General features: G+C 57.5%; 22 protein-coding genes and 4 tRNA genes. 6 read left to right on the top strand and 20 right to left on the bottom strand.

Features of this window, described 5'->3' with window-relative positions; translation table 11 throughout:
* Positions 1–80: 80 nt before the first annotated feature.
* Positions 81–401 carry an iron donor protein CyaY gene (gene cyaY / locus ACOI6Z_RS24780; protein ID WP_004886799.1) on the top strand — a complete coding sequence of 107 codons (321 nt, stop codon included), beginning with the start codon at positions 81–83 and terminating at the stop codon, positions 399–401.
* 148 nt (positions 402–549) lie between these two features.
* Here the strand turns inward: cyaY and cyaA are convergent, their stop codons facing one another.
* Positions 550–3,102, bottom strand: a complete 2,553-nt coding sequence (gene cyaA, locus ACOI6Z_RS24775; protein WP_002883383.1) for a class I adenylate cyclase — start codon at positions 3,100–3,102, stop codon at positions 550–552.
* Between the two features lie 357 nt (positions 3,103–3,459).
* Between cyaA and hemC the strand changes: the two genes are divergently transcribed.
* Genes hemC through hemY form a run of 4 tightly spaced genes read left to right on the top strand, consistent with a single transcriptional unit; the run spans position 3,460 to position 7,541 of the window.
* Complete coding sequence (gene hemC, locus ACOI6Z_RS24770; protein ID WP_032454513.1) at positions 3,460–4,401, top strand: hydroxymethylbilane synthase; 942 nt, start codon at positions 3,460–3,462, stop codon at positions 4,399–4,401.
* The gene (gene hemD / locus ACOI6Z_RS24765) at positions 4,398–5,138 is read left to right on the top strand and encodes a uroporphyrinogen-III synthase (RefSeq protein WP_101976472.1); all 741 of its coding nucleotides are present in this window, start codon (positions 4,398–4,400) and stop codon (positions 5,136–5,138) included. Before hemC ends, hemD begins: the two co-directional genes overlap by 4 nt.
* Positions 5,139–5,159: 21 nt before the next feature.
* On the top strand, positions 5,160–6,341 hold the full coding sequence (hemX, locus tag ACOI6Z_RS24760; RefSeq protein WP_080901785.1) for a uroporphyrinogen-III C-methyltransferase: 1,182 nt from the start codon (positions 5,160–5,162) through the stop codon (positions 6,339–6,341).
* Between the two features lie 3 nt (positions 6,342–6,344).
* Positions 6,345–7,541, top strand: coding sequence for a protoheme IX biogenesis protein HemY (hemY, locus tag ACOI6Z_RS24755; protein ID WP_023291562.1), 1,197 nt, complete (start codon positions 6,345–6,347; stop codon positions 7,539–7,541).
* 462 nt (positions 7,542–8,003) lie between these two features.
* Here the strand turns inward: hemY and ACOI6Z_RS24750 are convergent.
* The 19 genes from ACOI6Z_RS24750 to trxA all read right to left on the bottom strand — a co-directional run bounded on the left by ACOI6Z_RS24750 (position 8,004) and on the right by trxA (position 25,076).
* Positions 8,004–8,080: transfer RNA gene (locus tag ACOI6Z_RS24750), tRNA-Pro, on the bottom strand.
* A 42-nt stretch (positions 8,081–8,122) separates the two neighbouring features.
* Positions 8,123–8,209: transfer RNA gene (locus ACOI6Z_RS24745), tRNA-Leu, on the bottom strand.
* Between the two features lie 23 nt (positions 8,210–8,232).
* Positions 8,233–8,308 (bottom strand) — tRNA-His (locus ACOI6Z_RS24740).
* A 55-nt stretch (positions 8,309–8,363) separates the two neighbouring features.
* Positions 8,364–8,440: transfer RNA gene (locus tag ACOI6Z_RS24735), tRNA-Arg, on the bottom strand.
* A 102-nt stretch (positions 8,441–8,542) separates the two neighbouring features.
* Positions 8,543–9,928, bottom strand: a complete 1,386-nt coding sequence (gene thrP / locus ACOI6Z_RS24730) for a bifunctional threonine/serine APC transporter ThrP (RefSeq protein ID WP_032454511.1) — start codon at positions 9,926–9,928, stop codon at positions 8,543–8,545.
* Between the two features lie 206 nt (positions 9,929–10,134).
* Positions 10,135–10,875 (bottom strand): lipopolysaccharide N-acetylmannosaminouronosyltransferase, encoded by a 741-nt coding sequence (gene wecG, locus ACOI6Z_RS24725; RefSeq protein ID WP_023291561.1) that lies wholly within the window; start codon positions 10,873–10,875, stop codon positions 10,135–10,137.
* Positions 10,876–10,886: 11 nt separating this feature from the next.
* Positions 10,887–12,233 carry an ECA oligosaccharide polymerase gene (gene wzyE / locus ACOI6Z_RS24720; RefSeq protein ID WP_420687538.1) on the bottom strand — a complete coding sequence of 449 codons (1,347 nt, stop codon included), beginning with the start codon at positions 12,231–12,233 and terminating at the stop codon, positions 10,887–10,889.
* Positions 12,230–13,306 (bottom strand): TDP-N-acetylfucosamine:lipid II N-acetylfucosaminyltransferase, encoded by a 1,077-nt coding sequence (locus ACOI6Z_RS24715; RefSeq protein ID WP_101995824.1) that lies wholly within the window; start codon positions 13,304–13,306, stop codon positions 12,230–12,232. Before ACOI6Z_RS24715 ends, wzyE begins: the two co-directional genes overlap by 4 nt.
* Complete coding sequence (wzxE, locus tag ACOI6Z_RS24710; protein ID WP_032454508.1) at positions 13,303–14,553, bottom strand: lipid III flippase WzxE; 1,251 nt, start codon at positions 14,551–14,553, stop codon at positions 13,303–13,305. Before wzxE ends, ACOI6Z_RS24715 begins: the two co-directional genes overlap by 4 nt.
* A 1-nt stretch (position 14,554) precedes the next feature.
* Positions 14,555–15,685 (bottom strand): dTDP-4-amino-4,6-dideoxygalactose transaminase, encoded by a 1,131-nt coding sequence (gene rffA / locus ACOI6Z_RS24705; protein ID WP_044521751.1) that lies wholly within the window; start codon positions 15,683–15,685, stop codon positions 14,555–14,557.
* A 4-nt stretch (positions 15,686–15,689) separates the two neighbouring features.
* Positions 15,690–16,364, bottom strand: coding sequence for a dTDP-4-amino-4,6-dideoxy-D-galactose acyltransferase (gene rffC, locus ACOI6Z_RS24700; RefSeq protein ID WP_023291556.1), 675 nt, complete (start codon positions 16,362–16,364; stop codon positions 15,690–15,692).
* Positions 16,342–17,223, bottom strand: a complete 882-nt coding sequence (gene rfbA / locus ACOI6Z_RS24695; protein WP_023291555.1) for a glucose-1-phosphate thymidylyltransferase RfbA — start codon at positions 17,221–17,223, stop codon at positions 16,342–16,344. The genes rffC and rfbA overlap by 23 nt, the downstream gene beginning before the upstream one ends.
* A gap of 18 nt (positions 17,224–17,241) precedes the next feature.
* On the bottom strand, positions 17,242–18,309 hold the full coding sequence (gene rffG / locus ACOI6Z_RS24690; RefSeq protein ID WP_048296400.1) for a dTDP-glucose 4,6-dehydratase: 1,068 nt from the start codon (positions 18,307–18,309) through the stop codon (positions 17,242–17,244).
* The gene (gene wecC, locus ACOI6Z_RS24685) at positions 18,306–19,568 is read right to left on the bottom strand and encodes a UDP-N-acetyl-D-mannosamine dehydrogenase (RefSeq protein ID WP_023291553.1); all 1,263 of its coding nucleotides are present in this window, start codon (positions 19,566–19,568) and stop codon (positions 18,306–18,308) included. The genes rffG and wecC overlap by 4 nt, the downstream gene beginning before the upstream one ends.
* Positions 19,565–20,695, bottom strand: a complete 1,131-nt coding sequence (wecB, locus tag ACOI6Z_RS24680) for a non-hydrolyzing UDP-N-acetylglucosamine 2-epimerase (protein ID WP_071997580.1) — start codon at positions 20,693–20,695, stop codon at positions 19,565–19,567. Before wecB ends, wecC begins: the two co-directional genes overlap by 4 nt.
* Before the next feature lie 56 nt (positions 20,696–20,751).
* On the bottom strand, positions 20,752–21,798 hold the full coding sequence (gene wzzE, locus ACOI6Z_RS24675; RefSeq protein ID WP_420687537.1) for an ECA polysaccharide chain length modulation protein: 1,047 nt from the start codon (positions 21,796–21,798) through the stop codon (positions 20,752–20,754).
* A 13-nt stretch (positions 21,799–21,811) separates the two neighbouring features.
* Positions 21,812–22,915 (bottom strand): UDP-N-acetylglucosamine--undecaprenyl-phosphate N-acetylglucosaminephosphotransferase, encoded by a 1,104-nt coding sequence (gene wecA, locus ACOI6Z_RS24670; protein ID WP_004886849.1) that lies wholly within the window; start codon positions 22,913–22,915, stop codon positions 21,812–21,814.
* Positions 22,916–23,155: 240 nt separating this feature from the next.
* The gene (gene rho, locus ACOI6Z_RS24665; RefSeq protein WP_002883293.1) at positions 23,156–24,415 is read right to left on the bottom strand and encodes a transcription termination factor Rho; all 1,260 of its coding nucleotides are present in this window, start codon (positions 24,413–24,415) and stop codon (positions 23,156–23,158) included.
* A gap of 331 nt (positions 24,416–24,746) precedes the next feature.
* Positions 24,747–25,076, bottom strand: coding sequence for a thioredoxin TrxA (trxA, locus tag ACOI6Z_RS24660; RefSeq protein ID WP_002883224.1), 330 nt, complete (start codon positions 25,074–25,076; stop codon positions 24,747–24,749).
* Positions 25,077–25,418: 342 nt separating this feature from the next.
* Between trxA and rhlB the strand changes: the two genes are divergently transcribed.
* Positions 25,419–26,684, top strand: a complete 1,266-nt coding sequence (rhlB, locus tag ACOI6Z_RS24655) for an ATP-dependent RNA helicase RhlB (RefSeq protein WP_023291550.1) — start codon at positions 25,419–25,421, stop codon at positions 26,682–26,684.
* Positions 26,685–26,786: the final 102 nt, after the last annotated feature.

The raw sequence follows: 26,786 nt of genomic DNA, 5'->3' as shown, positions 1-26,786 counted from the left end.
AGCAAGCCTTTAGCATCTGACTGCGCGCGCTTTTGTTTCGCGCTATACTGCCGCCAATCTCAAAAATGCGGGACAGAATCATGAATGACAGTGAATTTCATCGCCTTGCCGACAGCCTGTGGATGACCATCGAAGAACGCCTGGACGACTGGGACGGCGATAGCGACATCGACTGCGAAATCAACGGCGGCGTGCTGACCATCAGCTTCGAAAACGGCAGCAAAATCATTATTAACCGTCAGGAGCCGCTGCACCAGGTATGGCTGGCCACCAAACAGGGCGGCTACCATTTCGATCTCAAAGGCGACGAGTGGATCTGCGATCGCAGCGGCGAGACCTTCTGGGATCTGCTGGAGCAGGCGGCAAGTCAGCAGGCCGGTGAGACGGTGAGATTCCGTTAATGACGCGTTTCCCGGATGGCGGCGCATCGCGCCTTATCCGGGCTACCCGACGGCTCAGGTAGTCCCCAGGCCCGTACCGCCGGACGACGAACGCAGGCACGGAGCCGCGACGCCTGACCCGGCCTGGGAAAGCGCGCCCCGATAAGCGTTACGAGTAGCGCTGCTGCAGCACCGGCGAGGCGGTAACGTCCTGGCTGGTGGGTATCGCGGCGGCAATCGCCTGAGTGCGGAAAGGGATCACCTGGGTGCGCCCGTCCACCTCGACAATCTGATAGAACTGCGGCAGGTTGAAGTTGATAAAGCTGGAGCCGTAGGTAAAACGATCGTGCGATGACGAATAGAAGCGGCTGACGTCGCGCACCAGCTCCTCTTTGCTGCCCTCGCAGTGGTGATACACCTCAGCGCGGTTGCTCTCATCGAGAATATAGATGTTAAAGCCGCTGTCGTTGTTATCCGCGTCTTCAAAGAAGAACTGAATAATCCCTTCGCTGGCGAAGCCGTCCACCACCGCAGGCAGCTTAACGTGATTGGTTTCCACCTGCACCGACAGGCCGTGGAGCTTGTTGTGCGAGATAGCGCCGTAGAATTCAATGGCGTTTTCCAGCTTCTGCACCGAAACATTGAGACGCTCGAAGAACAGCCCCCAGGTCTGGCCGGAGACGCGCAGCGCTTTAAAGCGCCCGGTATCCTGGCGGGTACTGGAGAGACGCAGTTCGATGCACTCGGAGATCATCTGCTGTACGCGGGTACGGATCAGGCCGCGCAGATGTTGGCTATAGCAGAACACCTCCACGCTGTCCGGCGGCGCGGCGTCCTGATGCATTTTACCGAGGATCGTTTTCAGCGCTTCGATCATCGCCTGCTCGCCGTTGAAATGCAGGGTACGCACTTCGTTCCACGAGTTGCGATACAGCAGGTCGACGCTGCCGATCAGGCATTTTTGCTCTTCGCCGAAGCTGAAAACATCAAGCTTACGGAAATCAAAGTGCACAACCTGATTGCGGAAGGCCGCCGTCGGGTCATATTCGAGGTTGACGATAATCGCCAGGTGGCGAATTTCGCATGGGCTGTATAGCGCTTTTGGCGTCGGCGCCGGCAGGCGCAGCGGGAAGTGGTGCGACACGTCGGCCACCATCTCCTGCAGCTTCGCCAGATCGACGATGCCGTTGCCCTTAATAAACAGGCGGGTGCGTGAGGTCAGCAGGCCGTTAAACCAGGCCCAGGCCACCAGCTTATTAAGATAACGGTTATATTCCAGCGGCTGATGGCTGATGATCGATTCCATATCCGGCGCGCGGTTGTACAGATACCAACCGGTACGGTTGGCGCGACCCGGCGGCACGTGGATAAAGGTCAGATTCGGTTCCGACAGGTCCGGCGAAATTTGCGGGTTCACCAGCGTCACTTTGCCCGGCAGCGCTTCAAAAGCCGCATACAGCTTACGCGTCAGCACGCCAATATCCTGCGGACTGGCGGAGACGCTGAGGTTATTGCGCCGCGCGAAGCGGATCAGATTACGATAGCTCTGCATCATCGCATCGAGCAGTTCGTTGTGCGCCTTGCGCACTTCATCAATTTTCCAGTTCGCGCGGTTGTCGAGCATCATCAGACGCTTTTCATCCCAGCCCCACGCGTTGACCAGCTGGCTGACGACTTCGCGACGCCAGCCGACGCAGGCGCGTTCGCGGCTGAGTTTTTCACACACTTTCAGATAGAAGCAGCGGCGCACCAGGTCGAGACGGGTTTCATCTTCGATGGCCTGCAGGTAGGTGGTGACGCGCTCCAGCATCATGCAGTACGGGTCGAGGCCGAAGGAGACGATCTCGCCATCGTGCAGGCGCTGTTTGATATCTTTCGCCAGCAGGCGGTTATTGGGGTATTCCCAGGAATAGGCTTCCAGCAGCAGCGTTTTCAGCACCGCTTTATAGGGGGAGTCGATACTCTTATACAGCTGCCACAGGCTGGCGCCGAAGTACTCTTCCGCCGACAGCGAACTGAGGCCGCCGAGATCGAGCCACTCGTTTGGCGTCAGCACGCCCTGGGCATACAGCCCCATGACGTAATCGTCGTAATGCTCTTCTTCATCGCACGGCACCATATTCCACAGAATACGCTTGCCGGCGAGACGGACCGCGGTGCGGTAGAACTCATCGAGCAGTAAAATATGCTGGGTCGAACCGCAGTCTTCGCCGCCGAGGCTGCCGCTTTCGTTATGGCGGAAACGGTTTTCGTCGATCAGGAAGAAGCTGACTTCCACACCGAGCGAGGCCGCCCAGCTCTCAAGCAGGCTGCATTTTCGCTGCAGTAGCTGGCGCTCTTCGCTATCCAGCCAGGCCTGGTGACATACCCAGATGTCCAGATCGGAAGAACAGCTCTGGCCGACGGAGGAGGTACTGCCCATCGAGTAGACGCCGGTGATCGGCAGCTCGCCTTTCGGCGGCTCCTGGGTCTGCATGCCGCGATGCAGTTCCAGTTCTTCAAGATAGTGGCGTTGGGTTTCATCAGGCGTGTAGAGGCAAATGCCACGGGGAACGTTACCGTCAAGGTAACCCGGCATCAGCGGGTGATGATAATGTAATAACGTTGGCAGTAGACTGTAAACCTGCTGGAAAGCGGGTCCCATGGCAGCAAGCGCGCGATCCACGCGCAGTTGGTTGATGGCATCCAGTCTCTGTTTCAGTGTCTCAATATAGAGGTACAAGACATATCGCCTGATGTTCAAAAACCCGAGGTACAATAGTACGGAGGATTTCAGTATTTCAACAAAAACCGTCACCATTCGTCGTCGGTGTGGTTGTGAAGAGCAGCGGACAGACAAATGGTTTAAAACGTGATCAATTTAACACCTTGCTCATTGACCGTAAAGAAAGATGCGCTACATACAAGTGTAGCACCGTTTATTACCTGTAAATTCCTCACTACGCCTCCGGCAACCGCCACGCGCATGAAAGGTTAAAAAAGAGTGGGCCGGAGCTATCTCCCACATAAACCGTGAAAACTAACATCCGTAAGACAACAATGTTAGGATGGTTAGTGGTCGACAATGACGGTAACAAGCATGTTAGACAAAGTTTTGAAAATTGCCACACGGCAAAGCCCGCTTGCGCTATGGCAGGCGCAATATGTTAAAGCGCGCCTGGAACAAGCGCATCCCGGACTGAAGGTCGAGCTGGTGCCGATGGTCACTCGCGGGGATGTCATCCTTGATACTCCCCTGGCAAAGGTGGGTGGCAAGGGCTTATTTGTGAAAGAGTTAGAGCTTGCCATGCTCGAAGGGCGCGCCGATATCGCCGTTCATTCGATGAAAGATGTGCCGGTGGAATTCCCGGAGGGGCTGGGGCTGGTGACTATCTGCGAGCGCGACGATCCGCGCGACGCGTTTGTCTCCAATCGCTATGCCTCGATTGATGAACTCCCGGCCGGCAGCGTCGTTGGCACGTCAAGTTTACGCCGTCAGTGCCAGCTGGCCGCCACCCGTCCGGATCTGGTGATCCGCTCTCTGCGCGGTAACGTCGGTACCCGACTGAGTAAGCTGGATAACGGCGAGTATGACGCCATCATCCTCGCCGCCGCCGGCCTGAAGCGCCTGCAGCTCGAGGCGCGAATTCGCCAGCCGCTGTCGCCTGAGCAATCTCTGCCGGCGGTCGGCCAGGGCGCGGTGGGCATCGAATGCCGTCTCGACGATGCATGGACCCAGGGGCTGTTAGCGCCTCTCAACCATACGGAAACGGCAGTGCGCGTTCGCGCCGAGCGGGCGATGAACACGCGTCTCGAAGGCGGCTGTCAGGTGCCGATTGGTAGCTATGCGGAACTGAAAGACGGTGAACTGTGGCTGCGGGCGCTGGTTGGCGCCCCGGATGGTTCGCAGATGGTACGCGGTGAACGGCGCGGGCCAGCAGAGCAGGCCGAAGCGCTTGGCATCTCGCTGGCGGAAGAGCTCCTGGATAACGGCGCCCGCGATATTCTCGCGGCAGTTTATGATGGAGAAGCCCCACGATGAGCATCCTGGTCACTCGTCCACTACCGCAAGGAGAAGCGCTGGTCAGCCGTCTGCGGGCCATGGGACGCGTGGCCTGGAGCTTTCCGCTGATAGAATTTACGCCCGGCCGGGAGCTTCCCGCGCTGGGCGACGCGCTTGCCCGCCTGGGGCCTGACGATCTGCTGTTCGCGCTGTCCCAGCATGCGGTGGAGTTCGCCCATGCCCGTCTGCAGCAACAGGGTATGCCCTGGCCCACTTCCCCGCGTTATTTTGCCATTGGCCGCACGACGGCGCTGGCCATGCATACGGTCAGCGGGCAGCACATCCATTACCCGTTAGATCGGGAAATTAGCGAAGTCTTGCTACAATTACCTGAATTACAAAACATTGCCGGGAAGAATGCGCTGATCTTACGCGGCAATGGTGGGCGGGAACTCTTAGGCGCGACGCTGACCGAGCGCGGCGCCAGGGTCACATTTTGTGAATGTTATCAACGTAGTGCAAAGCATTACGATGGCGCAGAAGAAGCGATGCGCTGGCAATCTCGCGGGGTCACCACGCTGGTGGTCACCAGCGGCGAGATGCTGCAGCAGCTATGGTCGTTAATACCGCAATGGTATCGCGAACGGTGGCTCCTGCACTGCCGCGTTGTCGTTGTCAGCGAACGTCTGGCCCTTCAGGCCCGGGAGCTGGGCTGGCAGGAGATTCAGGTTGCCGATAGCGCCGACAACGATGCGCTGCTACGCGCATTACAATAACTCTCAACATTGGAAGCCATAATGACGGAACAACAAAATCAATCCGCCGTGGTTGAAGAGACCAGGGAGGCCGTGGAGACCACACCACAGCCAGAGAACACTGATAAGAAGAAGGCTGGCAACAAAACCAGCCTGGCGCTCAGCGCGATCGCTATCGCCATTGCGATAGCCGCCGGTATCGGCCTGTATGGCCTGAACAAACAGCAGGCCTCGCGTCAAAACGAAACCACCTCTGAATTATCAAGCCAGGTCGCGGCGCTGCAAAAAGCGCAGGAAAGCCAAAAAAGCGAACTGGAAGGCATTATCAAACAGCAGGCCGACCAGCTAAACGAAGCCAAACATCAGCAGGAGACGCTGGCCAAACAGCTGGACGAAGTCCAGCAAAAAGTGGCGATCATTTCCGGTAGCGACGCCAAAACCTGGCTGCTGGCCCAGGCCGACTTCCTCGTCAAGCTGGCGGGACGTAAGCTGTGGAGCGATCAGGATGTCACCACCGCCGCCGCGCTGCTGAAAAGCGCCGACGCCAGCCTCGCCGACATGAATGACCCAAGCCTGATCGGCGCCCGCCGGGCGATCACCGACGATATCGCCACCCTCTCCGCGGTGAACCAGGTCGACTACGACGGCATGATCCTCAAGGTTAATCAGCTGGCGAACCAAATCGATAACCTGCGGCTGGCGGATAATAACGATGACGATTCGCCGATGGATTCTGATAGCGATGAGCTCTCCAGCTCCATCAGCGAATGGCGCGTCAATCTGCAGAAAAGCTGGCAGAATTTTATGGACAGTTTTATCACCGTGCGCCGCCGCGATGAAACGGCGGTCCCGCTGCTGGCGCCGAATCAGGATATCTATCTGCGGGAAAATATTCGCTCTCGCCTGCTGGTCGCCGCGCAGGCAGTGCCGCGCCATCAGGAAGAGACCTGGAAACAGTCGCTGGATAACGTCTCGACCTGGGTACGCGCCTATTACGATACCGATGACGCCACCACTAAAGCCTTCCTTGAAGAGGTGGATAAGCTCAGTCAGCAAAGCATTACTATGACGGTGCCGGAAACGCTGCAGAGCCAGGCGTTGCTGGAAAAACTGATGCAGACCCGGGTGCGTAATCTGATGGCGCAGCCTGCCGTTTCCGCAGGCGGCGCGCCCTCGCCTGCACCTGCAGCACCGGCCGCCCCCGCTGCGCCGCAAGGAGAGTAACGCATGCTGAAAATTCTTTTACTCTTCGCATTGTTGATCGCCGGGATCGTGCTTGGCCCGATGATCGCCGGGCATCAGGGCTACGTCCTGATCCAGACCGATAATTACAATATCGAGACCAGCGTGACCGGGCTGGTGATCATCCTGATCCTCGCCATGGTGGTGCTGTTCGCCATTGAATGGCTGCTGCGCCGTATTTTCCGCACCGGGGCGCATACGCGCGGCTGGTTTGTCGGCCGTAAACGCCGTCGCGCGCGTAAGCAAACCGAGCAGGCGCTGCTTAAGCTGGCGGAAGGTGATTACCAGCAGGTTGAGAAGCTGATGGCGAAAAACGCCGATCACGCCGAACAGCCGGTGGTGAACTATCTGCTGGCGGCGGAAGCGGCCCAGCAGCGCGGCGATGAAGCGCGGGCTAACCAGCATCTGGAGCGCGCCACCGACCTGGCGGGCGATGACCTGATCCCGGTGGAAATCACCCGCGTTCGCCTGCAGCTGGCGCGCAATGAAAATCACGCCGCGCGCCATGGCATCGATAAGCTACTGGAAATCACCCCGCGTCATCCGGAAGTGCTGCGCCTCGCCGAACAGGCTTATACCCGTACCGGTGCCTGGCAGTCGCTGCTGGATATCATTCCGTCGATGGCGAAAGCTAACGTCGGCGATGAAGAGCACCGCGCCGCGCTGGAACAGCTGGCATGGGTTGGCCTGATGGACAAAGCGCTGGCCGACGGCGGCAGCGAGGGGCTGCGCGAATGGTGGCGCAACCAGAGCCGTAAAACGCGGGCGCTGGTGCCGCTGCAGGTGGCGATGGCCGAGCGCCTCATCGAGAGCGACGATCACGATACCGCGCAGCAAATTATTATTGATGGTCTGAAGAAACAGTATGACGACCGTCTGGTGATGCCGATCCCGCGCCTGAAGACCAATAACCCGGAACAGCTGGAGAAAGTACTGCGCCAGCAGATCAAAGCCGTTGGCGATCGTCCGCTGCTGTGGAGCACCCTGGGCCAGTCGCTGATGCGGCACGGCGAATGGCAGGAGGCCAGCATCGCCTTCCGCGCCGCGCTTAAGCAGCGTCCGGATGCCTTTGATTACGCCTGGCTGGCGGATGCTCTGGATCGTCTCCATCAACCGGAGGAAGCGGCTACCATGCGCCGCGATGGTCTGCTGCTGACGCTGCAGAATAACCCTCAGCAATAACCTCACCTGGCTGTCGCCTCCTGCGGGGCGATAGCCCTTCTCCCCCGCCTTCCCGTTGACGCTCCCCCTGAAAGAAAAAAACGCCTGCGCTGAAATCAGGGCAGGCGTTAAAACAGGTCTGTTTGACAACAAATTGGGTGCTTCACTCAACGTAATGTCCATGGTGTTTGATGAGGCATAAATGCGACATCTGTCAGTGGACGATAAGCACCGTAAGAACGGCTCTGCATCATTCCGGAGTTTATGAGGCACAAAGGCGAACATAAGAGATGGAATGAGCATCTACCCGATTATTATCGCACAGGATCCAGGGAAATTGCATCTACCACAGTGATGAATTGAGAGTTTTCCTGACGCGTATTCTTAAGCAAAGAGAAGATTTTTTATCAGCAAGATCAGGGGAATAAGTCATGGCAGGAAGTCACAGAAAACAAAAAACCCCGCCGAAGCGGGGTTCAAAATTGGTCGGCGAGAGAGGATTCGAACCTCCGACCCACTGGTCCCAAACCAGTTGCGCTACCAAGCTGCGCTACTCGCCGAAATACTGCTTTTTGAATTTTTAGTTCAATTCGTTAAAGTCGTGGTGCGAGGGGGGGGACTTGAACCCCCACGTCCGTAAGAACACTAACACCTGAAGCTAGCGCGTCTACCAATTCCGCCACCTTCGCAAATTCACAACTCTATCAAATAATGGGGTGGCTAATGGGATTCGAACCCACGACAACTGGAATCACAATCCAGGGCTCTACCAACTGAGCTATAGCCACCACTGCAAACCTTTTACGCGGTATTAAAACCACCGCAGCTCCAGCACCGGGTTAATGGTGCGCCCGACAGGATTCGAACCTGAGACCTCTGCCTCCGGAGGGCAGCGCTCTATCCAGCTGAGCTACGGGCGCTTAGCGCCGTTGCGGGGTCGGATAATACGGACTTCCTCCCCCGCTGTCTAGTGCCTTTTAAAAGAAAATTATCGTTTGCTCATGCTTTGTTCGTTTTGGCGCTTATTCAGCCGTATTATTGACTTGCCCCTGCCTTCCAAGGCCAAACACCTTATAAATCAGGGTAACGGCAGCAAGGAAAATAATGCCGACAAAGAGCGACATCCGGGTTTCATCATTCAGCCCCATCCCGATCAGCACGCAGATCAGGAAAGCCATGGTGAAATAGTTGGCCCACGGAAACAGCAGCGAACGGAACGGATGGCTGGCTATCGCTGCCCGATGTACGCGACGGAAACGCAGCTGACTAATCAGGATCACAAACCAGGGCACCATCCCCGGCAGGACGCTGGCGCTATAGACATAGACAAACACCCGCTGCGGATTAGGAATGATGTAATTCAGGCAGGAGCCTACCAGCAGGATCAGAATAGACAGCGCCACGCCGACGGCCGGAACGCCGTTGCGCGATACCTTACCGATCGCCGCCGGCAGCTGACGGTTCTTCGCCAGGGCGTACAGCATACGTCCGCAGCTGTACATCCCGCTGTTGCAGCCGGAAAGCGCCGCCGTCAGCACCACAAAGTTGATAATCCCCGCCGCGGCGGTAATACCGATTTTGGCAAACGTCAGTACGAACGGGCTGCCGTTGGAGCCGATTTGATCCCATGGGAAGATGGTGACGATAACGAAAATCGCGCCGACGTAGAAAATCAGGATCCGCCACAGCACTTTGCCCACCGCGCTGCGCAGTGTGACCTGCGGATTTTTCGCTTCACCAGCGGTAATGCCGATGAGCTCCACGCCCTGATAGGACGCGACCACGATACACAGCGCCGTCAGGAAGCCCTTCCAGCCGCCGGCAAAGAAGCCGCCATGTTCGGTCAGGTTGCCAAAACCGATGGAGTGGCCGCCGTTGCCAAAGCCGAAGAAAATGACGCCCAGGCCCACGACGATCATCACGATAATGGTGGTCACTTTAATCATGGCGAACCAGAACTCGATTTCACCGTACAGCCGGACCGCCGCGAGGTTAGCCAGCGCCACCAGCCCCACGGCAATTAACGCCGGGATCCACTGCGCCATCTCCGGGAACCAGAACTGCACATAGACGCCGATGGCGGTAATCTCAGAGATGCCCACCGCCATCCACATAAACCAGTACGACCAGGCGGTCAGGTAGCCGAAGAAGGGGCTCATATAGCGATGCGCATACACTGCGAAGGAGCCGGTGACGGGCTCAAGGAACAGCATTTCGCCCATTGAGCGCATAATGAAAAAGACGAACAGGCCAGCGATAATGTACGCCAGCAGCACGGAAGGCCCAGCCCACTTCAGGGTACTGGCCGCCCCCATAAACAACCCCACGCCAATCGTCCCCCCAAGGGCGATCAGTTCAATATGCCGGGCCTCCAGTCCACGCTGGAGCTCCGCTTTTTTCTCAGTCATATATCCTCTTGTGTTTGCCGTATTCCGGGTACTCCCGGTTATTGTTATTAACTGAACTCATAGCCTTGCCGACGCGCAGGTCTCCCCCCGCGCGTATGAAGCCTGCGAATGGTTAATGAATTTTATGGAAATGGCAAATAAAGTATCAGGCGAGTAAAGACATTAAACAGAAAATGGACACAAACTCGCCAGAATGCAGAGGAATATTAGAGTTTATTGGTGTAATGCCAACGTAAATATCGTAGCAGCCGGGCCTGCCTTTTAATCCGGCTCGGCTGGGAAACCAGGCGGTAAAACCACTCCAGCCCCAGATCCTGCCAGAACTTCGGCGCCCGATGAACGTGCCCGGTGAAAACATCGTAAGTGCCGCCGACGCCCATATACAGCGCGTGCGGGTACAGGCGCCGACAGTCGCGCATAAAGATCTCCTGACGCGGGGACCCCATGGCGACGGTGACGATTTTCGCCCCGCTGTCGCGAATGCGTTCGAACAATGCCTGCCGTTGCTCAGGCGCAAAATAGCCGTCCTGGCTGCCGACGATATTCACCTGCCAGCGCTGGCGCAGGCTGGACGCCGTCTGCGCCAGGACTTCAGGTTTACCGCCGACCAAAAACACCGGAGTGCCTTCAGCGCCGGCGCGCTGCATTAACGCTTCCCAGAGATCGGCTCCCGCCACGCGGGACACCTGGGCCTGCGGATATTTTTTACGCAGCGAACGTACCACGCTGATGCCATCCGCATATTTAAACTCCGCCGCCTCAATCAGCGCCCGCACCTCGGGGTTATCCTCTACGGCCAGCATTTTCTCGGCATTAATCGCCACCAGCGTCCCCTCCCGGAGAACGCCATCGGCATACAAATAATCCAGAGCGTGCTGCATATCGCGCCAGCCTATGAGCTGCAGCCCTCTTAACAGGTACAACGGCGCGGAAATGGTCCCAGTCATGTCCATCCTTCTCAGACTTGCGGTTGCGAAAGCGGTTTTACGCGCTTATGAATCAGTCCCACGCTATCCAGGAACCAGTACAGCAGTTTCGCCGCCAGCAAGCAGATACCAAAGATCACGAGGAAAAACACCACGCGGGAGCCGAACGAATCCAGCCCCTCGCGCGCCAGCACTATCATGTTGAAGATAGCGCCGAAACAGAAACTATTCAGGATTGCCGCTTTATAGCGATTGCTCTCCCGGTTGCCGAGCTCGTACAGCCAGTCGAACCATTTAATAATTAACCCGACCGCCACAGCGCCCAGCGGCACAAACCAGACGCCGCCCATCACCACCAGCGAGCCAATCAGCGTCGGCGAAATCGCCAGCCCCGAATGGTTGTTTAACACTTCCCAGGTGAAGTAGTTGGCGGTATTGAGCACCATCGTCGGACGACCGTGCCACATCCAGCTGGGGATAAAGACGTAGAAGTCGCGGATCATCGGCGCCAGCCCCTGGAAATCGATCTTGTCATAGTTTTGCAGCAGCAGCGCCAGGTTCTCCCACGGTGAGAAGGTATCGCGTGTGAGATAGAGGAAGGTATAAAACGCTTCGTCGCCGCTGACGTTCATCCCGTAGCGCTTCAGCGCCAGCCAGAACATGCCGACGATGCCCAGCACGCCCGCCGCAGCCAGCATCCACAAGCTGATCCAGCCGCGAATAATGCCGATAAACAGGAAGATGGCAAAGGCGATGATGATATTGGCGCGAGTCCCGCCGACGATAGCGTAGGTCAGCAGACCAAAGGCCACGGTGCTGACGAGGAAGAAAATCCACGCCTTATAATCCTGGCGCAGGAAATAGACCACCAGCATCGCCGGGATAAAGAAGTAGAAGAAGCGCTTCAACGCCACGCCGGAGACTTCAGCAGAGAAAATCTGGCTGTAGGAGTTGAGCTTAAACAGCAGGAAACCGTTGTGGGCGAAGAAGATGCCGACGCACAGCAGCGCCAGCCCCATCAGTATGCCCCACGCCAGATGGGTTTCCACCCGGTTCATGGTAAACAGCGGCCGACGCGTAACCTCACGCGATGCCGGACGCAGCCGTGTTTTATAGGTCACGTAGTAAATCGCGTAGAAGCACACCGCGATCAGCAGCGTCTGCAGCAAAATCTCCGGCGGCGCCACGCTGACGTCAAAGCGGAACACCAGAATACAGGTCAGCGGGAAACCGAAGAAAAAGGTCAGCAGAAACAGCAACGAGAAAAAGACGTTGAAGTTGAAACGTACCCGACGGAACTCAAACCAGGTGGCGGTGGCGATAAACAGCATCGACAGCAGCCAGACCACCAGCAGCCCGCTAAATTGCATTAACGTCATGCCTGCCCCTCCGCCGCTAACCGTAGCGCCCGCTGCCAGCCCGTCAGATAGTTCGGCCGGAAGAAAGCGATACCCGACTTATCCACGCTCGCCAGCTGGCGCTGCGCTTCGCGCACCACGCTGACGTCCAGCGCATCGCTGGTGAACAGCACCGGCACATGCTGCTCGGTCATATCCTGCCAGAACGGGTTTTCGCGGTTGAGCACGCAGGGAATGCCCGCCTGAATCAACAGGCACAGGGTGCCGATCCCCTGCTGACGCGCAAACAGGAAATAGCCCAGATCGCAGCGGCGCAGCAGCGCCAGATAATCATGAAACTCAAGCTTCTCGCTGAGGATCTGCAGATGCTCGCGACTAAACAGCGCCGCCCCCGCCTCACGAACCTCATTGATATAGGCCTCGTTATTCGCCGGATAGCCCATCGGCACGATGACGTTTACCGTATCGCCAAACTGCTGATGGATAACCTTCAGCGCGGCAATATGTTCATTGCTGCGATCCCCGGAGTTGCCCACCAGAATGGTCAGCGTGTCGCCGCGCGGCGCGTTTTCGGCCAGTGTATTCAGCGCCGGATCCATACGGGTCGGGAAGTAGAGTAGTTCGCCCGGAACGCGCGGATGGCGGTTAGCGAACCAGCTAAGATCGCCGCGGGTGGCGAAAACGCGCCCCACCCGCCCCTGCGCCAGGCGGCGCAGCGGATAGAACAGGCGGAACTTCAGGCTGGTCGCGTTTTCATACAGATCCGCCCCCCAGATATGCCAGTTAAACTGCGATGGGCGGATACCGCCGCTCAACAGCGCCAGCCACAGGCCGGTATTGAACTGGCCGTGGAAGAAAAAGCGCTGCTGACGGTTGGCTTTGGCTTGCGCAATCACCGCCTGCGCCAGCGACTTCTTCCCCGGATAGCAGGTGATGTCCAGCGCCGGATACCCATCACGCACGCTGGCCTCATCACCGACGACCATAAATCTCCTGGCCTGCGGATCGGCGGCCAGTTCGTCGTTAAAGAACCGCAGTACGGTCTGGTTATGATGCGGGATATCCGATCCCAGTACATGTATCAGTGCTGTCATGCCCGTTTACGCCAGAGTAAAAACACGCCACTACAAAGGGCGAAATAAACAATATAAGTGGCCATATACGCCTGCGCCGCGCCAACCGCGCCGTGCGCCGGTATAAGCCAGTGTGAGAATGCGGTCAGCAGCGTGAACTGGCTGATTTCCGTCAGAATATAAAAACGCAGCGACGCTTTAGCGATCACCAGATAGCCATAGACGTAGGCGCCTACTTTTAAAACGTCGCCCACCAGCTGCCAGGCGAACAGGTCACGCATCGCGGTAAAGCGATCGGAAAACAGCAGCCAGATGGCAAAATCGCGCAGCAGCCAGACCGTCAGGCTCGCCGCCGCCACTGCCGGCAGGACGAATTTCAGCGACTTGACTATCTCGCGGGTGATATCCGTTTTGGCGCTCAGCCGCGACAGCGTCGGCAGGAGATAGACGCTGAACGAGGCGGTAATAAACTGCAGATAGGCATCGGAGATACTGCTCACCCCCTGCCAGATACCGACCGCCTCCCAGCCATAATGCGCCGCCAGCAGATTACGCATCATCACATAAGCCACCGGCAGGGTCACTGAGGTTATCAGCGCCATCAGGGTAAATTTCGATAGCTGTCCCGCCAGACCGTTATCCCAGCGCGGACGCAGGGCGCTCAGCGGAATATTACCCCGCCGCCAGAGCATGATGCCCGCCGGGATCACCACCAGCGCCGGCACTAACGCCAACCCCAGCAGCGCCCCCTGGTAACCACCGAAGTAGTAACAGGCATAATAGGCCGCCACGCCAATCAGGCTGCCGGCAATCAGCGAGAAGGCGTTTCCCGCCGCATCGCGAAAGCCTTTCATCAGCGCCAGCAGGAAGTTCGCCCAGGCGATCCCCATCTGCACCAGCGCCACCAGCCGTACCAGATTCTGATAATGAGTATGACCGAACAGCCCCTGGCTTATCGGCGCCGCCGCCAGTAAAAACACCAGCGCCAGCAGCGTGGAAAAGCCAAGCACCATCGCCGACGAGGTGCCCACCACCTGCTTCAGGCGCGGGGGATCGTCGTGATGCTGAGCCACCAGCTTCGTGACGCCGTTAAATATCCCGGCCCCGGCCAGCACGCCGAGCACGGTGACCAGTTGCCGGAAGTTACCGGCCTGGCCAACGCCCGCGGGCCCAAACGAGACGGCCAGCAGCTTGACGACCAACAGCCCGGCGCCGATTTTGACCAGCGTCGAGGCCGCCGTCCACAATGAGGCTTTTGCTAACGACATATCAGGAGAAGTAGCTCAGCAGCGAGTTAATCACCGTCCGCTGGTTCACCACAGACAGATTGTAAAACAGCGGCAGGCGCACCAGGCGCTCGCTCTCCTGGGTGGTATAGCGGTCTTCACCGTGGAATTCGCCGAAGTGTTCGCCTGCCGGACAGCTGTGCAGCGGAATGTAATGGAATACCGCGAGGATCTCCGCCTCTTTCAGCCAGGCGATAAGCCTGCTGCGATCCTCGATATCGCGCAGCTTAATGTAGAACATGTGCGCGTTTTGCCCGCAGTCAGCCGGGACCGTCGGCAGTTCAATACGTCCCGCGCGGGCCAGCGGCAGCAGCGCGTCATAGTAATTCTGCCACAGCGCCAGACGCTGCTGGTTGATGCGCTCCGCTGCTTCCAGCTGCGCCCACAGATAGGCGGCCTGCAGGTCGGACATCAGATAGCTGGAGCCAATGTCCCGCCAGGTATATTTATCCACCAGGCCACGAAAGAACTGGCTGCGGTTGGTGCCTTTTTCGCGAATGATCTCCGCACGTTCCACCAGCGTGCGATCGTTGATCAGCGTCGCCCCGCCCTCACCGCCGGCGGTGTAGTTTTTAGTTTCATGGAAGCTGAAGCAGCCGATATGGCCGATGGTGCCCAGCGCGCGCCCCTTGTAGGTGGACATCACCCCCTGCGCGGCGTCTTCCACCACGAACAGGTTGTACTTGTCGGCGATGGCCATGATGGTATCCATCTCGCAGGCTACGCCGGCATAGTGCACCGGGACGATCGCCCGGGTTTTATCGGTGATAGCGGCTTCGATTAACGTTTCATCGATATTCATCGTATCGCGACGGATATCGACGAAGACGATTTTCGCCCCGCGCAGCACAAAGGCATTGGCGGTGGAGACAAAGGTATAGCTGGGCATAATCACTTCGTCGCCCGGCTGGATATCCAGCAGCAGCGCGGCCATCTCCAGCGAAGCCGTGCAGGAAGGGGTTAGCAGGGCTTTTGCCGTGCCAAAACGCTGCTCCATCCACTGCTGGCAGCGGCGCGTAAAGCCGCCGTCGCCGCACAGCTTGCCGCTGTTCATCGCAGACTGCATGTAATCAAGCTCGGTTCCAACCACCGGCGGCGCGTTAAATGGGATCATGGGGTCACCTGTATAGCCAGTAGGCGGTGCTTTCCACATTAGCACCGCTGAGAATATAACGTTTAAGCGCGGCGGTGTTGCCCATCTGGGTCGCCACCCGCAGTGTAGAAAGTCCGCGCGAAGCGGCCCAGTACCGCGCCGCCTGCATCAGCTGCGCCCCGGCGCCGCGTCCGGCCAGCAGGCCGATACGCGCCTCGGTGGCATTGAGCTGGCGCAGAGAGACAAAGGCGCGAATATCGCCCTCTGGATGGCGGTAAATCAGGCACTGATGATCGAAGGTGCCGCGCACCGCATTTTCAATCCACTGGGCATAGAAGCGGCCGCTGGCGTCGGCAGCATACCAGGGCGCGCGAAAGCGGCTCATCGCAAAGGCCTGCGCCGCCTGCTCGCGCAGTGGCGCAATATCCGCCTCCACGGCGACGTCGGCGCCCGCATCCGCAGGGTTGCCCACCGGTAGCGCCAGATCGACCTCGCCTTCCACCAGCTGAAAACCCAGCTGCTGCAGCGCGTCGAGCCGGACGGTGTCGCTGGCGGCTACCTTCGCCTGCACTCGCGACCACCCCGCCAGCGCCTCAGGCGTCAGCCGCGGCGCATGCTCGTCAAAGTGAACGACGGCGCTGTTAACGGCAAAGAAGCGGTTCTCCCACTCCAGGGGATCAATACTGGCGCGGACGGGCACGGAGCAGATCCAGGAGATATTGGCCGTAGCCGGTTTTTTCCAACCGCTTCGCCGCGTGTTTGACGCCGTCGTCGTCCAGCCAGCCGTTGCGCCAGCCGATCTCTTCCAGACAGGCGATTTTGAAGCCCTGACGCTTCTCGACGGTCTGCACGAACATGCTGGCCTCGATCAGGCTATCGTGGGTGCCGGTATCCAGCCACGCAAAGCCGCGTCCAAGCAGTTCGACGGTCAGTGCGCCATCTTCAAGGTACATCTGGTTGATGGAGGTGATTTCCAGTTCGCCGCGCTCGGATGGCTTGACCCGTTTGGCGTACTCCGCCACCTTGCCATCGTAGAAATAGAGACCGGTGACCGCCCAGTTCGACTTCGGCTGCTTCGGCTTCTCTTCCAGCGACAGCGCGCGAAAGTTGTCATCAAACTCCACCACGCCAAAGCGCTCAGGATCCATCACCTGATAGCCAAAAATCGTCGCCCCTTCCGTGCGGGCAGCCACGCTGCGCAGCTTGGGGCTGAAGCTCTGGCCGAAGAAGATATTGTCGCCTAACACCAGGCACGCCGGTTCGCCGTTAAGAAAGGCTTCGCCGATGATAAACGCCTGGGCTAAACCATCCGGCGTCGGCTGTACGGCATAGTGCAGCGCAATGCCAAACTCTGAGCCATCGCCGAGCAGGCGCTGGAAATCGCGCAGATCGTCCGGCGTGGTGATGATCAGGATCTCACGGATCCCGGCCAGCATTAATACCGACAGCGGGTAATAGATCATCGGCTTATCGTAGATCGGCAACAGCTGCTTCGACACGCCGCGGGTGATGGGATGCAGTCGCGTTCCGGAACCCCCCGCCAGAATAATACCTTTCATCATTCCCCCCAGAGATGATTAGCCTTGCAGTCCAAGACGCTCGCCCTGATAGCTTCCGTCCTGAACCTGGCGCCACCATGTCTCGTTCGCCAGATACCACGCCACGGTCTTACGCATACCGGAAGTGAAGGTCTCAGCCGGCGTCCAGCCCAGCTCACGGGCGATCTTCGAGGCATCAATGGCATAGCGCAGATCGTGGCCCGGGCGGTCGGCAACAAAGGCGATCAGGTCGCGATAGTGCGCCACGCCCTGCGGCTTATGCGGCGCCAGCGCTTCGAGCAATTCGCAAATGGTTTCCACCACCTCGATGTTTTTACGCTCGTTATGACCGCCGATATTGTAAGTCTCGCCCGGTTCGCCGCGGGTCGCCACCAGATACAGCGCTCTGGCGTGATCTTCCACGTACAGCCAGTCGCGGATCTGCTGTCCATTGCCATACACCGGCAGCGGCTTGCCTGCCAGCGCGTTGAGGATGGTCAGCGGGATCAGCTTCTCGGGGAAGTGATATGGGCCGTAGTTATTCGAGCAGTTGGTGATAAGCGTCGGCAGGCCATAGGTCCGCAGCCAGGCACGCACCAGGTGGTCGCTGCTGGCTTTCGAGGCCGAATAGGGGCTGCTTGGCGCATAGGGCGTGGTCTCGGTAAAGAAATCATCGCTGCCGTGCAGATCGCCATACACTTCATCGGTGGAGATGTGATGGAAGCGAAACGCCGATTTTTGCGCCGTAGCCAGCGTATTCCACCAGCTACGGGCCGCCTCCAGCAGCGTATAGGTGCCCACGATATTGGTTTCAATAAATGCCGCCGGGCCGTCAATCGACCGATCGACATGGCTTTCCGCCGCCAGGTGCATCACTGTATCCGGTTGATACTGCAAGAAAATACGGTCCAGCTCGCCGCGGTCGCAGATATCCACCTGTTCAAAGGCGAAACGCGCATCCTGCGCCACCGGCGCCAGCGACATTAAATTGCCGGCGTAGGTCAGTTTATCCACTACCACCACGCGATCGGCGGTGTGCTGGATAATCTCCCGCACTACCGCCGAACCAATGAAGCCCGCGCCGCCGGTGACCAGAATGGTTCTCACCGCCACACTCCTTTGGTGTCGATGATATACGCCTGGGTGACGCTGTCGCCGCTAACGGCTTTAAATTCATGGTGATCGACCAGCATCACCAGCACGTCGGCGCTGGCCAGCGCCGCATCGAGGGTCGCCAGCGTACACAGACCGTCGAGTTTCTTCGGCAGCGCGTGAATGTTGGGCTCAACTACCTGCGTCGTGCCGCTGTGCCAGCGGGCAATCTGCGCGGCAATTTCCATTGCCGGGCTTTCGCGCAGGTCGTCAATATTCGGCTTAAAGGCGAGGCCAAAACAGGCAATGGTCAGCTCGCTGGCCCGTTTGTTGGTGGCATTCAGGCAGTCAGCTACCTGCGCCTTCACCTGTTCGATAACCCATTCCGGCTTGTGGTCGTTGACCTCACGAGCCGTGCGGATCAGACGCGCCTGCTGCGGGTTTTGCGCCACGATAAACCACGGGTCGACGGCGATACAGTGGCCGCCGACGCCCGGTCCCGGCTGCAGGATATTCACTCGCGGATGGCGGTTCGCCAGGCGGATCAGTTCCCAGACGTTAATGGCCTGATCGGCGCAAATCAGCGACAGCTCGTTGGCAAAAGCGATGTTGACGTCGCGGAAGCTGTTTTCCGTCAGCTTGCACATCTCGGCGGTACGCGAGTTGGTCACCACACATTCGCCTTCGAGGAAGATTTTATACAGCTCGCTGGCGCGAGCGGAGCAGACCGGCGACATGCCGCCGATAACGCGGTCGTTTTTAATCAGCTCGACCATCACCTGGCCGGGCAATACCCGCTCCGGGCAGTAGGCGATATTCACGTCCGCCGCTTCACCCACCTGCTGGGGAAAGCTGAGGTCCGGGCGCATCTCCGCCAGCCACTCAGCCATCTGTTCGGTCGACCCGACCGGCGAGGTAGACTCAAGGATCACCAGCGAGCCTTTCTTTAACGTCGGCGCAATGGATTTAGCCGCCGACTCGACAAACACCATATCCGGCTCGTGGCGATCTTTAAACGGCGTCGGCACGGCAATCAGGTAGGCATCCGCTGCCACCGGGGTGGTGGTGGCGCTTAAATATCCCTGCTCGACCGCGGTCTTCACCACGCTCGCCAGATCCGGCTCCACGATATGAATCTCTCCACGGTTAATGGTCTCCACGGCATGTTGATTGACATCAACGCCGACCACCCGCTTCTGCCGGGAGGCGAACGCGGCAGCGGTTGGCAGCCCGATATAGCCAAGGCCAATCACTGAAATGGTAGAAAAACTCATAGCGTTACCTGATTATTTTTAAGTGCAGACAAAATTCGACGACATGCTTCGCCATCGCCATAAGGATTATGCGCGCGGCTCATCGCCTGGTATGCGGCATCATCCTCCAGCAGTCGCGTGACTTCCGCCACGATGCGCTGGCTGTCGGTGCCCACCAGACAGACGGTACCGGCGGCCACCGCTTCCGGACGTTCGGTCATATCGCGCATGACCAGCACCGGTTTCCCCAGGGAAGGCGCCTCTTCCTGAATACCACCGGAATCGGTCAGGATGAGCCAGGCCCGATCCATCAACCAGACGAACGGCAGGTAGTCCTGCGGTTCAATCAACATCACGTTGTCGATATGGCCGAGAATACGGTTCACCGGTTCGCTGACGTTAGGATTCAGGTGAACCGGATAGACAATCTGCACCTCAGGGTGGGTATGGGCTATCTCCGCCAGCGCCTGGCAGATCTGCTCAAAGCCGAGCCCAAAGCTTTCCCGCCGATGGCCGGTAACCAGAATCATTTTTTTACCGTGGCTAATGAAAGGATAGCGCTGCAGCAGGGTCTCCCGTAGCGCTTCATCGCCCAGAACGCGATCGCGCACCCAGAATAGGGCATCGATGACCGTATTCCCGGTCACCGTGATGCGACTGTCGGCAATGTTTTCCCGCAGCAGATTCTGCCGCGAGGTTTCCGTAGGGGCGAAATGGTACGTCGCCAGATGCCCGGTCAGCGTACGGTTGCCCTCTTCCGGCCACGGCGAACTTAAATCGCCGGTCCGCAGACCCGCCTCTACATGGCCCACCGGTATGCGCTGGTAAAACGCCGCCAGGCTCGCCGCCATCGTGGTGGTGGTATCGCCATGCACCAGCACCACGTCGGGTTTAAACGACTCCAGAACCGGCTTCAGCCCCTCAAGAATACGGCAGGTGATCTCGGTGAGCCCCTGCCCCGGCTTCATGATGTTGAGATCGTAGTCCGGGGTGATGGAGAATAGTTTCAACACCTGATCGAGCATCTCCCGATGCTGCGCAGTCACGCATACTTTCGCCTCAAAATGAGGATCCTTTGCCAGCGCATGGACCAGAGGAGCCATTTTGATGGCTTCCGGCCTCGTGCCAAATACAGTTAGTACTTTCACATCGATTCTCTTCGATTAGGCGATGAAGGTCATTTGCCCTTCACCACAGGCCGCAATCACAGGACACGACGACGCGATAACGCCACGCCTGCGCCGATGAGCGCACCCACAATCCCCCACATCACCATCAGAAATACACGGCGCGGGCTATCGCGTTTTACAGGTTCTTCCGGCGTTCGCAAATACCGGTAAGTCTGAAAACGCGGATCCAACGTTGGACCGACGTTCAACGTGCTCAGCATGGCGCGATTCTGGTCGTAATCGAGGTCATATTCCGGTCCGACGGCCTGCAGGTTTTCCAGTCTGGCCTGCAGCATCGGCCTGCCCAATAAAAATAGCTCTGAATCCGGCAACTGATCGGCAGGAACATCCGTTTCGCTGCGCGAGATATTATGCTGCTGAGCGACCTTCAGCGCTTGCTCCACGCTGTGGGTCCGGCGGTTGAAAATAGCCTCGGCCACCTCTTCCTGGCGCTTCACCTGCGCCTTCATTTGTACCGTCCGCGCCGCCCAGGCGCCTTTGAGCTCGTCGTTAAGATGGCCGGCCGCCCGCTGGCTGGCGAAAGCCACATACTGGCGCAGCAAATTATTGGCATCCTGCCCGGTCTCGGCGGTCAGTTTGACGCTGTCGTTGACGCTCTTGGCCGCATCGCCTGGCATAAACTGGATATTGTTAATTAAATCATCCAGCATCGCCGCATCGGCGCGAGCATTACCCGACTGTCGCTGCTTGTAGTAGTCCGTTTGCAGCCAGAAATCACGCCGGGTATCCCAGGAGGCCAACTGCATGATGAACTCTTTATACGCTTCATCCATGGCGGAAGGCTGATCCACCGAGGCCAGGTTGGCTTTGATATCCAGATTGCGTAAGAACTGCTGCTGGGAATAGTACCCCCCCAACATGTTGACAGTAGGCCGATCGGTGATCGCCGTGGCGCTCCACTCCTGGCGAGCAAAGAAGGTGTACACCAACACGATAGCGGCGAAGAGTACAGCACCGCCGACTATCCAGCCTTTTCCTGCCCATAAAGCGCGAAACAGCCCGCGAATATCCAGCTCGTTCTCAACGTTCACTGATTGTGCTCCCGGTAATGGTTGAGTCATCACATCCCCAGCTTTACTTGGTTAGTTTCGGATTATTGCCGCTGTGTCGCCGAATTCTGCGTCTGATGCGCTTAACCAGACGCGCCACTTTCCAGGCGCGCTTAATACAGTAGCCATAAAGGAAGAAGGCCACCAAAAAGAGAATTAACATCACCCATTCCGGCACAATGCGGGTATATTCCGCCGCGACGCCAACCAGCGCCAGCAGGGCAGCGGCCAGGGTGATCAGGACGAACGCCTGGCGGGAAGTAAACCCGGCGCGCATGATCAAATGATGAATATGCTGCCGGTCCGGTGAGAAAGGACTCATGCCTTTACGCAGGCGGCGATACATAATCGCCACCATATCCATCAACGGGATAGCGATAATCCACAGCGCGGTGACCGGGCTGATGGGATGCGTTTTACCTTGTGTGGTTTCCAGCAGGATCCAGATGATGGTGAAGCCAATCATGGTGCTGCCGGCGTCACCCATAAAAACTTTATAGCGGCGGCCGAGGGCGCCAAGATTAAGAAGAATATAGGGCAGAATGGCGGCGATCATCGCAAAACACCACATCGCCAGGCTGTACTGACCGTCAAACCAGAGGATGATCCCGGTCGCCGCAAAGGAGACGGATGACAGGCCGCCGAGCAGGCCGTCAATCCCATCGACCATATTAAACGCGTTGATGGCGGCCCAGACGGCAAACAGAGTGAGGAAGAAGCCGAAAGGCCCCAGTACCAGCTCCCACGAGCCAAAAATAAAGCCCAGACTACTCAGATGCAGATTCCCTGCCATCATCATAATCACGGCGATCGCGGCCTGAATGACCGCGCGAATTTTCACGCTGATGTCGAAGCGATCGTCCAGCGCGCCAACCAGCACCAATACCCCCGCACAGGCCAGATACAGCGAGGCGTGAGGAATATAATAATCGGCGATGGCGAAGGTGAAACAGATGCCTGCATAAACTGAGATACCACCGACCAACGGAATCAACCCCTGATGCCGTTTGCGATAGTTTGGTTTATCCACTAACCCAATCTTTTTTGCCACTTTCCGCGCGACAAAAATAAAGAGGGTCGTGAATAAGAAAATACTGATTAATTCAGTAATAGCAGTGAGTAAATTCACAACGCATGTGCTCTCAGCATAGTTAATCCGGGAAGTATAGCGATGATGCCCCAACTCCAGAAGGGGAAAAGCAGAACATTACAAATTTATTGTATAGATTTTAGTCTGTTAAAGCTGTCTCCGCCTGCTGTCCGGCGCCATTATACGACAACTTTCGTCCCGCTTTCTCTGTCTCTGGATCATACAAATCCCAAAATGAAAACGCCACGCAAAGGCGTGGCGTTTTTGGCTTTTTTTACCTTACGAGCGCTTCATCATATCGAAGAAGTCATCATTCGTCTTAGTCATTGCCAGTTTATTAATGAGGAACTCCATCGCGTCGATCTCACCCATCGGATGGATAATTTTGCGCAGGATCCACATTTTCTGCAGCTCTTCCTGAGTGGTGAGCAGCTCTTCTTTACGCGTACCGGAACGGTTGTAATCGATAGCCGGGAAGACGCGTTTTTCGGCAATCTTACGAGAGAGGTGAAGCTCCATGTTACCGGTGCCTTTAAACTCTTCGTAGATAACTTCATCCATTTTGGAGCCGGTGTCGATCAGCGCCGTGGCGATGATGGTCAGGCTGCCGCCCTCTTCGACGTTGCGCGCCGCACCGAAGAAACGCTTCGGACGGTGCAGGGCGTTGGCGTCCACACCACCGGTCAGCACTTTACCGGAAGCCGGGACCACGGTGTTGTAGGCGCGCGCCAGACGGGTAATGGAGTCAAGCAGGATGATAACGTCTTTCTTGTGTTCAACCAGACGTTTCGCTTTCTCGATAACCATCTCAGCAACCTGAACGTGACGGGATGCCGGTTCGTCGAAGGTGGAAGCAACCACTTCACCTTTCACCAGACGCTGCATCTCGGTCACTTCTTCCGGACGTTCGTCGATCAGCAGCACCATCAGCACGCAGTCCGGATGGTTGTAAGCGATGCTCTGCGCGATGTTCTGCAGCAGCATGGTTTTACCGGCTTTCGGCGGCGCGACGATCAGACCACGCTGGCCGCGGCCAATCGGGGAAGCCAGATCCAGTACGCGAGCGGTTAAGTCTTCGGTAGAACCGTTACCACGCTCCATACGCAGACGAGAATTCGCGTGCAGCGGCGTTAAGTTCTCGAACAGGATCTTGTTACGGGCGTTTTCCGGCTTGTCGTAGTTAACTTCGTTAACTTTCAGCAGCGCAAAGTAACGCTCACCCTCTTTCGGAGGACGAATCTTACCGGAAATGGTGTCACCAGTGCGGAGGTTGAAACGGCGGATTTGGCTGGGGGATACGTAGATGTCGTCAGGGCCGGCGAGGTAGGAGCTGTCTGCGGAGCGGAGGAATCCAAATCCATCCTGCAGTATCTCCAGTACGCCGTCGCCAAAGATATCTTCGCCACTCTTCGAATGCTGCTTGAGGATGGCAAAAATAATATCCTGCTTACGCATACGAGCCAGGTTTTCCAGCCCCATATTTTCGCCGAGAGTAATCAGCTCAGAAACCGGCGTATTCTTTAATTCGGTAAGATTCATAGTGGTGTGGGTTCTTAAACTCGGGGTAAATCTCGAACTTAATGTTGTGAATGGTATGGCAGGAACTTCCATGCCTGTTAACGGCCTTCATCTCGTGTCTGTACGTCGCCTGGTCACAGGAAAGAACGCAGAACTGAAACGACTAGACGGAATGAGTGAAAAGCCCGGAATTAATAGCTTCACGCGCATTTTTTGCGGGATGCTTCGGGTAAAACAAGATTCAAACAAGGTATGTTTAAAACGAAGTCTGTGGATTAACTTAGCACGACTCCAGCCGGGCGTCCAGAGTTCCGCAAAAAATAGGAATCTGGACGCCGGAACAGCAATTCGCTTACGCCAGGTTGGCGTCGAGGAACTCTTTCAGCTGACCCTTGGACAGTGCGCCGACTTTGGTGGCCGCCACTTCGCCGTTTTTGAACAGCAGCAGGGTTGGGATGCCGCGAATGCCGTACTTCGGCGCGGTGCCCGGGTTCTGGTCGATGTTCAGCTTAGCTACGGTCAGTTTGCCCTGATACTCTTCAGCGATCTCATCCAGAATCGGGGCGATCATTTTGCACGGACCACACCACTCTGCCCAGAAATCGACGAGGGTCAGCCCGTCAGCCTTGAGTACGTCCGTGTCAAAACTGTCGTCAGTCAGGTGAATAATTTTATCGCTCATATTTAACTCCACAGGAATAAGCCTGGTGTGTTGGTGTCGTAGCCATCAACGACGCGCTGCGGCTACGTTATGCACGCTATTCTTCAGGATACCTCAATTCTCTGGTCTGCCAACTGGCGCGATCCCTCATGGACCCACCCTTTGACGCCAGGGTCACCTGAACGCGCACTGCATATTGCAGATTTATCGCTCCCGGCTCGCTTAGTGGTCTAAGCTATCCTGGATTCGTTCAGTTACCGTAGACGTACCTTGAATAATTTCGTACACCGCCAACGAAAGGTTGACGTTATTTCACCGGATACGCTTTCTTAATGCAATAGTTAGCTGATATTCTACCACACTATGAGCAAAACACATTTAACAGAACAGAAGTTTTCCGACTTCGCCCTGCACCCGGCAGTCATTGAAGCCCTTGAAAAGAAAGGGTTTCATAATTGCACACCTATTCAGGCCCTCGCCCTTCCGCTGACGCTGGAAGGCCGCGATGTCGCCGGGCAGGCGCAAACCGGTACCGGTAAAACGATGGCGTTCCTGACGTCGACGTTTCATTATCTTCTCTCTCACCCGGCTATCGCCGATCGCCAGGTTAACCAGCCGCGCGCGCTGATTATGGCGCCGACGCGCGAACTGGCGGTACAGATCCACGCGGACGCTGAACCGCTGGCGCAGGCCACCGGTCTGAAGCTGGGTCTGGCTTACGGCGGCGACGGCTACGATAAGCAGCTGAAAGTGCTGGAAAGCGGCGTCGATATTCTGATCGGTACCACCGGTCGTCTGATCGATTACGCGAAGCAAAACCACATTAACCTCGGCGCCATTCAGGTCGTCGTGCTGGACGAAGCCGATCGCATGTACGATCTCGGCTTTATTAAAGATATCCGCTGGCTGTTCCGCCGCATGCCGCCGGCCACTCAGCGTCTGAACATGCTGTTCTCCGCGACGCTTTCTTATCGCGTACGCGAACTGGCGTTCGAACAAATGAACAACGCCGAGTACGTTGAAGTCGAGCCGGAACAGAAAACGGGCCACCGTATTAAAGAAGAGCTCTTCTACCCGTCCAACGAAGAAAAAATGCGCCTGCTGCAGACGCTGCTGGAAGAAGAGTGGCCCGATCGCGCCATCGTCTTCGCTAATACCAAGCATCGTTGTGAAGATATCTGGGGCCATCTCGCCGCCGACGGCCATCGCGTAGGTTTGCTGACCGGCGACGTGGCGCAGAAAAAACGTCTGCGGATTCTCGAAGAATTTACCCGCGGCGACCTTGATATTCTGGTCGCGACTGACGTTGCCGCTCGTGGCTTGCACATTCCGGCCGTGACCCACGTCTTTAACTACGATCTGCCGGACGACTGCGAAGATTACGTTCACCGCATTGGCCGTACCGGTCGCGCTGGCGCCAGCGGTCACTCCATCAGCCTCGCCTGCGAAGAGTATGCGCTGAACCTGCCGGCTATCGAAACCTATATTGGTCACTCAATTCCGGTCAGCAAGTACAACCCGGACGCGCTGATGACCGACCTGCCTAAGCCGCTGCGCCTGACCCGTGCGCGTCCAGGCAACGGCCCGCGCCGCAGCGGTCCACCGCGCAATCGTCGTCGTTCAGGTTAAGAACTCTATGCTATACGCTCAATCATTCAGAATCTGCCAGGGCGCGTTTCCCCGGCAACCCGCTCAGTTACACGGATTGGGCACAAGCGCCCCGTCGACGAG

Source organism: Klebsiella sp. C239 (assembly GCF_048822715.1).
Lineage (GTDB): Bacteria > Pseudomonadota > Gammaproteobacteria > Enterobacterales > Enterobacteriaceae > Klebsiella > Klebsiella quasipneumoniae.
The sequence above is the reverse complement of the archived record's forward strand: the minus strand, read 5'-3'. Positions and strand labels throughout refer to the sequence as shown.